The following is a 12785-nucleotide window of genomic DNA, read 5'->3' as shown; positions in this document are numbered from 1 at the left end:
TGGTTTCCTTTGCAGTGCTTTCCGGCACTGTAAATACCCTTGGGTAAAGTTCAGGGCGCGGGCTTAGCCCACGCTGTGTTCCAGGCTGATGGCCAGCAGTTTTTGCGCTTCTACCGCGAATTCCAGCGGCAGTTCAGAGAAGACATCCTTGCAAAAGCCGTTAACGATCATAGAAATCGCATCGTCTTCGCTGATCCCGCGCTGCAGGCAGTAGAACAGCTGATCTTCACCAATACGTGACGTTGTCGCTTCGTGTTCCAGCTGGGCGGTGTTGTTACGCACTTCCACATACGGGAAGGTGTGCGCACCGCAGTCGGCACCAATCAGCATGGAATCACACTGGGTGAAGTTACGTGCATTGGTCGCGGTAGGCATAATCTTCACCAGCCCGCGATAGGTGTTTTCGCTCTTGCCGGCGGAAATCCCCTTAGAGATGATCGTCGACTTGGTGTTTTTGCCGATGTGGATCATCTTGGTGCCGGTATCGGCCTGTTGACGTCCGCTGGTCAGCGCCACCGAGAAGAACTCACCGATGGAGTTGTCGCCGCGCAGGATCACGCTCGGGTATTTCCAGGTAATGGCTGAACCGGTTTCTGACTGGGTCCAGGACATTTTGCTGTTTTCGCCTTCGCACAGCGCGCGCTTGGTCACGAAGTTCAGAATACCGCCTTCGCTGTCGCCGCCGGAGAACCAGTTCTGCACGGTGGAATACTTCACTTCCGCGTCTTTGTGGATGATCACTTCAACCACCGCCGCATGCAGCTGGTAGGTGTCGCGCACCGGCGCAGAGCAGCCTTCGATGTAGCTGACGTAGCTGCCTTCATCGGCGATGAGGATCGTACGCTCGAACTGCCCGGTTTTTGCCGCGTTGATGCGGAAATAGGTCGACAGCTCCATCGGGCAGCGAACGCCTTTCGGGATATACACGAAGGTGCCGTCCGAGGCCACGGCGGAGTTCAGCGCGGCAAAGAAGTTGTCGTTAGCCGGCACCACGGTACCCAGATACTGTTTCACCAGCTCCGGATGATCGTGAATGGCTTCACCGAATGAACAGAAGATAATGCCTTCTTTCGCCAGCTTGTCGCGGTAGGTGGTCGAAACCGAAACCGAGTCAAAGATGGCGTCAACCGCCACTTCCAGCCCTTCACGGACCGGAACGCCCAGCTGCTTAAAGGCCTCTTCCACTTCCTGCGTCAGGTAGTTAGGCGCTTCGCTGCCGGAAGCCTGGGTGGCACCCGGCTCTGAGGCACAGGCATCGTCACAGCTTCCGCAGGACGGCGCGGAGTAGTAGCTGTAATCCTGATAATCCAGTTTTTTATAGTTGGCTTTCAGCCAGTGAGGCTCTTCCATTTCCAGCCAGGCGGCGAACGCCTTCAGGCGGAAATCCAGCATCCACTCAGGTTCATTACGCTTAGCCGAGATTGCGCGCACCACATCTTCGTTGATGCCGTGGGCAAATTCTTCGGTTTCCAGTTGGGTAAAGAAGCCTTCTTTGTATTTCTGATGGCCGCCTTCCCAAACCTGTACATCATCAGATGCGTCAGTATTACGAGACATAGTGTTTACTCAACGCCAAAGCTTTCACCACAGCCACAGGCGTGTTGAGCTTTAGGGTTATTAAATTTGAAAATCTGGTTCAGGCCTTCACGGACGAAATCAACTTCCGTACCGTCGATATAGGGCATTGCCTGAAGGGGCACGAACAGCGATGCTCCGTTATGGCTAAACTCCAAATCATCCTTCGCCGTTTCCTTCACCAGATCCATGGTGTAACCAAAACCGGCGCAGCCTGACGTTTTAACGCCCAGCTTGAGCCCCTTAACAGCGGGATCGCCCGCGACGAGGGTGCTGATTTGTTTGGCGGCGCTGTCGGTGAGCGTCAGTCCTTTCCAGATAAAGTCGTCTGGAGAAAAAGATGCTGGATTTGCTGATTGCATACATTACCTCGCGATACGTTAGCCCTTCGGGCTAGTGCCTCTATGTTAGTGATAACCTGTATCACTTCAACCTCTTGTTTTGCAGGGATATTACCCTTGGGGTGCTTTTCTAATCTTATTGAGTAAGTTTAGCCCCTGTAAAACAGATTGTGACGTGCTCTTCAGGTCATAACCGCAAAAGATAAATTGTTGAAAACAAAATGTTTCTAAGTTGTAATCTTCAGCCACTTCTTAATAATAATCATTCACCTGAATCCGTCGTAACGCTTATCGTTAATACCAATTTTTTTGAAAGGCGGCATTTATCGATAAAAAATCCCGCCGGACGATTGAATATTAACGCAGTTATAATATGATAATGATTATCATTAGCGCGACTGGAACCAGCAATGAATCTGTCGATGAGTGCGTGGCTGCAACACAAGATTGATGAATATAAGTTTTCCGTACGTGATATCACCGTCGACTTCTATATGGCGCAGGCAAAGCTGAACCGCCCGGAATGTACCATTGAGCAGTTACGCAAGTTCAATGATACCTGTCTCGATATGGCTGAGCTTTGCCAGCTGAACGGTGACGATCGGAGCTATCTGCACGCAATGGGCAAACTTCATCAACGACTGGTTGTTGAGCTGAGCAATACATCCCGCGAGCGTTTATTCCGTATGCAGGCCTGGCAGCTGGCGCGCCACTCACTCAGCCGCCTGTGTCATCAGTTGGCACTTAACGGTGAATGGGATAAAGCAACGGTACTGCAAAGCGACTTTGTGAAACACGCTTCGTGGATTATGTAGTCCCGTTGACAGTATACCGCGTGGCAGAGCAGCTAAAAACCCCGCATAATTTGGGGTTATTAGCTTATCACCGCCGTTGTCAGCCGCGAGGTACAGCATAATCGACTGTCAGCGCCGTAAATCTCTATCTGCCAGACCTGATGCGTTCGCCCGATATGGGTGGCGCGACAGACGCCGCGCACCTCCCCTTCCCGCGCCGAACGCACGTGATTGGCATTGATCTCCAGCCCGACCACCTGCTGCTCTCCCTGAGTGCAGAGATAGCCGGCCATCGATCCGAGCGTTTCCGCCAGCGTCACCGATGCCCCACCGTGCAGCAGCCCGAACGGCTGCCGGGTGCGGTTGTCGACCGGCATCACCGCTTCAATGCTGTCGTCATTCAGCGCGATAAATCGAATGCCGAGGTGTTCAACCATCGTCCCTTTACTGTGCAGGTTCAGCTGTTCAAGCGTCACTTCTCGTTGCCAGATTGCCATTACACGATCTCCAGTAAAGCCTGCAGCGGGTGGCGCATACCGCTCCCCTCCACGCGTTTAACCTGGCTGCGGCAGGAATAGCCGGTGGCCAGACAGCGCTGGCGCGGGAACTTTTGCAGCGCCTTCTGCCAGGACAGTTCAAAGATACCCAGCGAGTTTTCCAGGTTTTTGGTTTCGTGGCCGTAGGTTCCGGCCATGCCGCAGCAGCCCACGCTGATGCTTTCCAGCTTCGCGCCGAATCGCGAGAAGATGGTTTCCCACTGCTTAACGGAGCCGGGCAGCGCGGTCACTTCGGTACAGTGGCCGAACAGATACCAGGCTTCACCGCTGGCGGGTTGAATATCGCGGTCCACCAGCGCGTGCTGCAGCCATTCATGCACCAGTTGAACGGTGAAATCACCGCGTTTATCCCCGAGCACCTGGCGGTACTCATCGCGATAGCAGAGCACCAGCGCCGGGTCGACCCCAACCATCGGCAGGCCAAGCTGCGCCACGCGATTGAGGAAGTCGGCGGTTTTCTGCGCGGTACGCGCAAACTGCTGCAGGAAGCCTTTAATATGCTGGGCCTTGCCGTTCGGCGAGAACGGCAGCACCACCGGCGTGAAGCCAAGCCGTTCGATCAGCTGAACAAAATCCCCAATCAGCTGGGCTTCGTAGTAGCTGGTAAACGGATCCTGCACCACCAGCACGTGCTGCGCGCGCTGTTCTGCGCTCATCTGCTCAAGCTGTTCCAGCGTGGTCGCCGTGCTGCGGTGCTTTGCCAGCTGCTGTTTCAGCGTTGGCGAAGAGAGCAGCGGCAGATCGACCATGCCGAGCTGACGCTTGCTTAACGCCCCCACCCAGCGCTGGCGCAGGAAGAAGTTAAAGGTTTTCGGTGCCATAGCCATCAGCGGCGCATAGCTTTCGACCGTTGCCACCAGATAGTCGCTGACCGGGCGCAGATAGCGGGTGTGGTACAGCTGCAGGAAGCGCGAACGGAACCCCGGCACGTCGATTTTAATCGGACACTGGGTTGAGCAGGCTTTGCAGGCCAGGCAGCCGGACATCGCCTCCTTCACTTCGTGCGAGAAATCATACTCGCCGCGCCGCGCATGCCAGCTGTTGCGGGTCCGCTGGATCATCCCGCGCAGGCTGATGCCTTTTGACGGCAGCTGCTTTTCCAGCACCAGCGGATCGACGCCCTGCTCGGCCAGCAGTCGCAGCCATTCGCGCGTCAGCGTGGCGCGCCCTTTCGGTGAATGCATACGGTTGCTGGTGATCTTCATTGACGGGCACATCGGGCTGTTCACATCAAAGTTAAAGCACAGTCCGTTACCGTTACACTCCATCGCGCCGCGCCAGTCGCTGCGCACCGAGACAGGGATCTGGCGATCCCAGGTCCCGCGTTTTTCCGCATCCACTTTCAGCATCGGATCGTCCACGCCGAGCGGCGCGCAGATCTTACCCGGGTTAAGGCGGTTAGCCGGGTCGAACGCCGCCTTGATGCGCCGTAGTTCGGTATACAGCTCTTCGCCAAAGAACGACGGGCTGTACTCCGCCCTGAAGCCTTTACCGTGCTCGCCCCACAGCAGCCCGCCGTAGCGCGCGGTCAGCGCCACCACCTCATCGGAGATCTTTTTCATCAGGATCTCCTGCTGCGGATCGCACATATCCAGCGCGGGACGAACGTGCAGAACGCCGGCATCCACGTGGCCGAACATCCCGTAGCTCAGGTTATGGGCGTCCAGCAGCGCACGGAAATCAACGATATAATCGGCCAGGTTTTCCGGCGGCACGCAGGTATCTTCGACAAACGGCAGCGGCTTGGCGCGGCCTTTGGCATTGCCCAACAGCCCCACCGCTTTTTTACGCATGCCGTAGATGCGCTCGATGCCGCCGACGTCGTTACACAGCTGGTAGCCGATCACGCCGCCCTCACCCTCCGCCATCAGCGTTTCCAGCCGGGCGCAGAGCGACTCTACCTGGCCGTCAATTAGCGGTTTATCGTTACCGGCGAACTCAACCATATTCAGGCCGAGCATCTCCTTATCCGGCACGTCGGAGATCAGTTCACTGACCGAGTGCCAGACGATATCTTCCTTCGCCAGGTTAAGCACTTTGGAGTCGACCGTTTCCACGGACAGCGCTTTGGCCTCAACCATAAACGGCGCGTTGCGCAGTGCCGAGTCGAACGAGTCATATTTGATGTTGACCAGCCGCCGCACTTTCGGGATAGGCGTAATATCCAGCCGCGCTTCGGTGATAAAGGCCAGCGTGCCCTCGGCACCGCACAGCAGGCGCGTCAGGTCGAGCTGTTGCAGATCGTCGCTCAGCACGTGGCGCAGGTCGTAGCCGGTGAGGAAGCGGTTCAGTTTGGGAAACTTATCGAGGATCAGCTGGCGCTGCTGGCGGCAGCGATCCAGCACCACGCGGTAGATATTTCCCTCGGCATCCTGCCGCTGTGCCAGCTGTTCCGCCAGCTCGACGGGCATCGCGCGGGTATCAAGAATATCGCCGCCCAGCAGCACCGCCCGCAGGCCCAGCACGTGGTCGGAGGTTTTACCATAGACCAGCGACCCCTGACCGGAAGCGTCCGTATTGATCATCCCGCCCAGCGTGGCGCGGTTACTGGTGGATAATTCTGGAGAGAAAAAATAGCCGTAGGGCTTCAGGTAAGCGTTGAGCTGATCTTTAATCACGCCCGCTTCAACTTTTACCCAGCCTTCTTCGGTATTAATTTCCAGGATGCGCTTCATGTGGCGCGACATATCCACCACGATCCCCCGGTTCAGGGATTGGCCGTTAGTGCCGGTGCCGCCGCCGCGCGGGGCAAAGACCAGGGATTCAAAACGCGCTTCGCCGGCCAGCCGTGCAATCAGCGCGACGTCTGCGGTGGAACGGGGGAAGACCACTGCATCGGGTAGCAGCTGGTAAATACTGTTATCGGTCGACATTATCAGGCGATCGGCATAGCTGGTAGCCGTATCACCGGTAAAACCTTCCTGCTTCAGTATATCCAAAAACGTCAGCACCAGTTGAACAAGGCCCGGTGCCTGGGAAATCTGTGGGATCATTATCGGGTGACCAAAATGTTGTATGGATCATTCTGCGCGACGTAAATGACGCAGCTATCCGTTTTATCACATTTTTTTATGACCTGCCGTTATTTCAAAAAACGAAACAAAAGAATAACCTGTTGTCTGTGTCACAAAATCGTTTCATACATCATGATTAAACCGGTCGCCTTAGCGTAACTGTCGCGCTGACGCGGATTTTCAAAAATAAAATGGTTGAAGGCAGGATGACAAATAATTCGTTCGGCGCCGCCGGACGAGGCGGACAGGATATTTATTGACCCGAGGTTACGGTTCACACATGAAGAATGTTTATAAGGGTTGGGACTTACCGCAGATCGTCTTCACGCTGCTGTTTATCAGCATTGCGATCATCGCCTGTTTCTGGGTAATTCAGCCTTTCATTCTGGGCTTTGCCTGGGCCAGCATGGTGGTGATCGCCACCTGGCCACTGATGATCAGAATTCAGGGCTGGCTGTGGGGCCGCCGTTCGCTGGCGGTGATCGCCATGACGCTGCTGCTGCTGCTGGTGTTTATTATCCCCATTTCGCTGCTGGTGAACAGCCTGCTGGATAACAGCGCGCCGGTTATCGCTATGGTCAGCTCCGGTCATTTGCAGATGCCCCAGCTGGCGTGGCTGAACGATGTGCCCATGATTGGCGATAACCTCTATTCCGGTTATCACACGCTGGTCGCGGGAGGCGGAACCGCACTGATGGCCAAGATCCAGCCTTACATTGGCCGGACCACCGGTTTCTTCGTTGCGCAGGCCGGGTATTTTGGCCGCTTTATGCTGCATCTGGGCCTGATGCTGTTGTTCAGCATGCTGTTATTCTGGCGCGGTGAACAGGTTGGGCGCGGTATTCGCCACTTCGCCTTCCGCCTTGCCGCCCGCCGTGGCGATGCCGCCGTGCTGCTTGCCGGTCAGGCAATTCGTGCCGTCGCGCTGGGCGTGGTGGTCACCGCGCTGGTGCAGGGGGTGCTCGGCGGCATCGGGCTGGCGGTGTCCGGTATTCCCTACGCCACCCTGCTGACGGTGCTGATGATTTTCTCCTGCCTGGTGCAGCTGGGTCCACTGACCGTGCTGGTGCCGGCGATTATCTGGCTCTACTGGAGCGGTGATACCACCTGGGGCACCGTGCTGCTGGTGTGGAGCTGCGTGGTGGGCACGCTGGATAACGTACTGCGACCGATGCTGATCCGTATGGGGGCCGACCTGCCGCTGATCCTGATCCTTTCCGGAGTGATCGGCGGACTGGTGGCATTCGGTATGATTGGTCTGTTTATTGGCCCGGTGGTCCTTGCCGTCTCTTATCGTCTGGTGTGCGTCTGGGTCCACGAGGTTCCGGCTCCGAGCGACGATCCCACCCTGGTGGTTGAAGAACTGGTGGAGTTTGAGAACGAAAGCCATCAGCGTAATTAAGGCCGCATTGCGGTCAGCCAGGCTGGCCGCAATCATTAGTAATAAATAACATTTCGCCCTTCCTTCGCCCTTTCTCGTTAGCGTTTCTTTACCTTAAAGCCCAAAAACGTCGCCAGCCCGGCCTGAATGAGCACGTTTGTTAACCTTTTCTTTTGGATAAATCTCCATAATTGAGTATCGGGCAATTGAAGGATTATTGATTTTAAACTAATGAGATGATTCTTAATGACGCCTGAAAGCACGTTGCTTAGTATTGAGTCCATGTTTGAAATCAACCTACTGATTTTTAAACGCCCTTTCCCCTGAGTGAAGTACAAAATTGCTGTGTGTAGTCTTTGCCCATCCTCTGCGATGGGCTTTTTTTTGCCTGCATTTTGTCAGGCTGCTGCTACGCCGACTGGCCGGGCCTGTGATTGCCCGGGTCCTCGCGCCACGCGCGGCGTGGTGCCCTCACTTCGCTCGTCAGCCTGCCGGACCGCTGCAGACGGTCCATCCCTGGACCGGCTGCACCTTTCTCCCGCGTCCTGCGGGCGAATCCTGGCTTCCTCTCTCCGTTCAGCGCTGCGGATGGTGCAATCACAGGCCCGGTCAGTCCGCTTTTAACTTCCGCGTCGCCTGCTGCAAATACCCAAAAATCCCCAGCTAAAATTAACATGCTGATTTAATGCTGATTCAATGGCCGTTTAATGGTGATTCATTTGAAATCACTGGCTCAGACAATAGGCGTTATCAGGAGCTGATTTGGGGCAACTGGCTACAGTTGGGGCAGTTTGAAAGAATATTTTTCTGAATTGGTAGACACCAGGATTAACGTGCCAAGAGTCAGGATTCACTGTTCACTTTGGATGCTTTTACTCAGCCCGTAGTGGATTAGCGAGAAGTTAAATGACAGCGGCTTAGCGTTACAGCGACAGGATAATCAGACAGGGAGACAGCCTGTGCTGCGCCATCAGGGTAACCCGCAGCGCTGAGGTGAAAGCGGATGGCCATGAGACGACAACAGGGATGTTGGCGTCAGGCGGAGTCGGGTCAGGGATGACCCGTCTTTGCCGGTCATTGGGCCAGCGGCTGCAGCCGAAGGCACCGTGCAAAGCACGGCGCGAGGACCGCCCTGATGGCGCAGCACAGGCTGCGAACCCGCCACCGCTCCACCAGCTACCCGCCAGTAAACAAAAAAACCGCCATCGTAAAACGAGAGCGGTTTTTACAAGCGTCCCAGACAATCACCACGGGCTGAAACATGCCCCGGTGTATCCGAAAAAGGGCGCATCACACGCCCTACATTAAACACACTACTTCTTAATTTCAGCCAGCGACAGCCAGGTCTGCACCACGGTATCCGGGTTCAGGGAAAGACTGTCGATCCCCTCTTCCATCAGCCAGGCCGCAAAATCCTCATGGTCCGATGGACCCTGACCACAGATACCGACGTACTTGCCCGTCTTCTTCGCCGCGCGAATTGCCATCGACAGCAGCGCTTTCACCGCATCATTACGCTCGTCGAACAGCTCGGACACCACGCCCGAATCGCGGTCAAGGCCGAGCGCCAGCTGGGTCATGTCGTTGGAACCGATGGAGAAACCATCGAAGTATTCCAGGAACTGTTCCGCCAGCAGCGCGTTGGACGGGATCTCACACATCATGATGATCTTCAGCCCGTTCTCGCCGCGCTTCAGCCCCTGACGCTCCAGCTCTTCAACCACCGCCTTCGCCTGAGCCACGGTGCGGACGAACGGCACCATGATCTCCACGTTGGTCAGCCCCATCTCGTTACGTACCCGCTTCACCGCTGCGCACTCTAACGCGAAGCAGTCGCGGAAGTTGTCGGCAACGTAGCGACCGGCTCCGCGGAAGCCCAGCATCGGGTTCTCTTCTTCAGGCTCGTAGCGCTCGCCGCCTACCAGGTTGGCATACTCGTTGGTCTTAAAGTCAGACAGACGAACGATTACACGCTTAGGCGAAAATGCCGCGCCCAGCGTGGCGATCCCTTCGGTCAGACGGGCGATGTAAAACTCCACCGGATCGTCAAACCCTTTCATCATCCCGCGGATCTCCTGCTGCAGTTCCGGCGTCTGCTGATCGAATTCCAGCAGGGCACGCGGGTGAACGCCAATCATGCGGTTGATAATAAACTCCAGACGGGCCAGACCCACGCCTTCATTAGGCAGGCAGGCGAAGTCGAAGGCGCGATCCGGGTTGCCGACGTTCATCATCACCTTCAGCGGCAGCGACGGCATTTCGTCAACCTGCGAGCTTTTCACCTCGAAGTCGAGCAGGCCGTCGTAGACGTAGCCGGTATCGCCTTCCGCACAGGATACGGTCACTTTCTGGCCGTCCTTCAGATGGTCGGTCGCGTCACCGCAGCCCACCACCGCCGGAATACCCAGCTCACGGGCAATGATTGCCGCATGGCAGGTACGTCCACCGCGATTGGTTACAATCGCCGAGGCCTTTTTCATGATCGGTTCCCAGTCCGGGTCGGTCATGTCCGTCACCAGCACGTCGCCTTTTTCAATGCGGCCCATCTCGCTGATATCGTGGATCACCTTCACTTCACCTGCACCGATACGGTGGCCGATGGCGCGACCTTCCACCAGAATCTTGCCTTTACCCTGCAGGTTGTAGCGCTCCATCACCTGGCCGTTAGAACGGACGGTTTCAGGACGGGCCTGCACGATAAACAGCTTGCCGGTATGGCCGTCTTTCGCCCATTCAATATCCATCGGCCGCTGGTAGTGTTTTTCAATCAGCACCGCCTGCACCGCCAGCGCTTCAACTTCTTTATCGGTCAGACTGAAGCGGTCGCGCTCGGCTTCCGGCACGTCTTCAATCGCTACCTGTTTACCGTGCTCCTGCGAGTCGGCATAAATCATACGGATCTTTTTCGATCCCATATTACGGCGAACGATCGCCGGGCGTCCTGCGGCCAGCGTTGGCTTGTGCACGTAGAACTCATCCGGGTTAACCGCACCCTGTACGACCATCTCGCCCAGGCCCAGCGCGGCGGTAATAAACACCACCTGATCGAAGCCCGATTCGGTATCGATAGTGAACATCACGCCCGAAGAAGCGAGGTCAGAACGCACCATGCGCTGAACCCCGGCGGACAGCGCTACGCCGCGGTGGTCGTAGCCCTGATGCACGCGATAAGAGATTGCGCGGTCGTTGAACAGTGAGGCGAAGACGTGCTTCACCGCCACCAGCACCGCATCATAGCCCTGCACGTTCAGGAAGGTTTCCTGCTGGCCGGCAAAGGAGGCATCCGGCATGTCTTCGGCGGTAGCGGAAGAACGCACGGCAAAGGAGGCCTCAGCGTCATCGGCGGAAAGCTGGTCATAGGCCTGATGAATAGCCTGCTCCAGCTCGGGCTGGAAAGGCGTGTCAATAATCCACTGACGGATCTGCTTACCCGCTTTCGCCAGCTGATCAATATCATCAATATCGGTCTTATCCAGCAGTTCATAGATACGCTGGTTAACGCCGCTTTGATCAAGGAACTGGTTGAAAGCATCAGAGGTGGTCGCAAAGCCATTCGGCACGGACACACCCAGCGATGACAGGTTAGTAATCATTTCACCCAGAGAAGCATTTTTGCCTCCCACCCGATCGACATCGTGCATGCCAAGTTCGTTATACCAGAGCACGAGCGGCAATTGGCCTTTATTGGACATTGAAGCAATCCTTGTAAGATTTAATTAGGAATAAGGGATACAGCATTGCCCAGTCAGACTGGCATAACAGCGGAGGGTTGAGAAAGTGTTGAATCGTTCAAGCAACTCGCAGGCGGCGTTTTTAAGACAACTCTGCGCACGTTAATGACGTTGATAAATCAAATTATAAAATAAAATCATTAATTTACAACAACTTAATAAATCACGTTCAAATCGCGCAAATTTGTTTGCGCAACAAATACAGGATTCCATTTTAGAATGTTTTAAAAAGAAGGGGCGCATTAAATGAATACTAAACAGAAACGTCATTTCATTTATGCGTAATGGAATGACAGCGCCTATTTTATAAGAATAAATATTTCAAATCATCATATTTATGAATTTTTCGTTTTGTTTTGTCGCTGAAATCACAGTTTGCTTTCTGTATCGGAAATAATTTAGTCTGCCCGGATAGCTAATTCTGGAGATAAAATGGACGTGAATGCCGAACGCAGTGTTTTCTATATTTCAGACGGTACGGCGATAACCGCCGAGGTGTTGGGCCATGCCGTACTTTCCCAGTTCCCGGTGGAAACCAACAGCGTCACCCTGCCCTTTGTTGAGAACGTGCAGCGGGCGCTGGCGGTAAAAGCCCAGATCAACACCATTTACCAGCACAGCGGTATCCGCCCGCTGGTCTTTATCTCGATTGTTACGCCGGAAATCCGTGAGATCATTTTGCAGAGCGACGGATTCTGCCAGGACATCGTTCAGTCGCTGGTCGCACCGCTGCAGCAGGAGCTGGGCGTGGCCCCGGCACCGGTCGCTAACCGTACCCACGGCCTGACCGCCAGCAATCTCGGCAAATACGACGCCCGTATTGCCGCTATCGACTACACGCTGGCCCACGATGACGGGATTTCGCTGCGCGGGCTGGAAGAAGCGCAGGTGATCCTGCTGGGCGTATCGCGCTGCGGTAAAACCCCTACCAGCCTGTACCTGGCGATGCAGTTCGGTATCAAAGCGGCGAACTATCCGTTTATTGCGGATGATATGGATAACCTCAAGCTGCCGCCCGCCCTCAAGCCGTTTCAGAACAAGCTGTTTGGCTTAACCATCGATCCCGAGCGGCTGGCGGCGATTCGCCAGGAGCGCGCGGTGAATACCCGCTATGCCTCCATGCGGCAGTGCCGCCTCGAGGTGGGTGAAGTTGAAGCCCTGTTCCGCACCAACCAAATCCGCTACCTCAACAGTACTAACTATTCGGTAGAAGAAATCGCCACCAAGATCCTCGATATTATGGGGCTGGCGCGCCGGATGTACTGAAGCCGGCCAGGCGGCTTTTTTTATGGCATTTATCCTGCGGCGGTGGTTGAAATCATCGCCGTTTGCTTTAAGGTGATCGCCATTACTTCCCGGTATTCCTGCCGTTGCGAAGACAAAAATTTAGAG

At 55.4% G+C, this 12785-nt stretch carries 8 protein-coding genes and 1 other RNA gene; 4 read left to right on the top strand and 5 right to left on the bottom strand.

Features of this window, described 5'->3' with window-relative positions; all coding sequences use genetic code 11:
- Nucleotides 1-63 precede the first annotated feature (63 nt).
- Complete coding sequence (sufB, locus tag PGH32_RS06320) at nucleotides 64-1557, bottom strand: Fe-S cluster assembly protein SufB (protein ID WP_337893518.1); 1494 nt, start codon at nucleotides 1555-1557, stop codon at nucleotides 64-66.
- A gap of 5 nt (nucleotides 1558-1562) precedes the next feature.
- Nucleotides 1563-1937 (bottom strand): Fe-S cluster assembly scaffold SufA, encoded by a 375-nt coding sequence (sufA, locus tag PGH32_RS06315; protein ID WP_314421857.1) that lies wholly within the window; start codon nucleotides 1935-1937, stop codon nucleotides 1563-1565.
- Nucleotides 1938-2326: 389 nt separating this feature from the next.
- Here sufA and PGH32_RS06310 point away from each other — a divergent pair, with 389 nt between their 5' ends.
- Nucleotides 2327-2731, top strand: a complete 405-nt coding sequence (locus PGH32_RS06310; RefSeq protein WP_314421861.1) for a hypothetical protein — start codon at nucleotides 2327-2329, stop codon at nucleotides 2729-2731.
- Between the two features lie 59 nt (nucleotides 2732-2790).
- Here the strand turns inward: PGH32_RS06310 and PGH32_RS06305 are convergent, their stop codons facing one another.
- Nucleotides 2791-3207, bottom strand: coding sequence for a hotdog fold thioesterase (locus tag PGH32_RS06305; protein WP_337893517.1), 417 nt, complete (start codon nucleotides 3205-3207; stop codon nucleotides 2791-2793).
- Complete coding sequence (ydiJ, locus tag PGH32_RS06300; RefSeq protein ID WP_337893516.1) at nucleotides 3207-6260, bottom strand: D-2-hydroxyglutarate dehydrogenase YdiJ; 3054 nt, start codon at nucleotides 6258-6260, stop codon at nucleotides 3207-3209. Before ydiJ ends, PGH32_RS06305 begins: the two co-directional genes overlap by 1 nt.
- 301 nt (nucleotides 6261-6561) lie before the next feature.
- Here ydiJ and ydiK point away from each other — a divergent pair, with 301 nt between their 5' ends.
- On the top strand, nucleotides 6562-7683 hold the full coding sequence (ydiK, locus tag PGH32_RS06295; protein ID WP_314421870.1) for an AI-2E family transporter YdiK: 1122 nt from the start codon (nucleotides 6562-6564) through the stop codon (nucleotides 7681-7683).
- Nucleotides 7684-7944: 261 nt separating this feature from the next.
- An RNA gene (rprA, locus tag PGH32_RS06290) (antisense sRNA RprA) lies at nucleotides 7945-8050 on the top strand.
- Between the two features lie 925 nt (nucleotides 8051-8975).
- On the opposite strand, the gene ppsA is transcribed toward rprA, so the two are convergent.
- Nucleotides 8976-11354 (bottom strand): phosphoenolpyruvate synthase, encoded by a 2379-nt coding sequence (gene ppsA, locus PGH32_RS06285; protein WP_314421875.1) that lies wholly within the window; start codon nucleotides 11352-11354, stop codon nucleotides 8976-8978.
- Nucleotides 11355-11825: 471 nt separating this feature from the next.
- Here ppsA and ppsR point away from each other — a divergent pair, with 471 nt between their 5' ends.
- Nucleotides 11826-12659, top strand: a complete 834-nt coding sequence (gene ppsR, locus PGH32_RS06280) for a posphoenolpyruvate synthetase regulatory kinase/phosphorylase PpsR (RefSeq protein ID WP_314421877.1) — start codon at nucleotides 11826-11828, stop codon at nucleotides 12657-12659.
- Nucleotides 12660-12785 lie beyond the last annotated feature (126 nt).

The sequence above is a fragment of the Erwinia sp. SLM-02 genome, from assembly GCF_037450285.1.
Lineage (GTDB): Bacteria > Pseudomonadota > Gammaproteobacteria > Enterobacterales > Enterobacteriaceae > Erwinia.
This window is presented reverse-complemented; position numbering and strand designations above follow the sequence as displayed.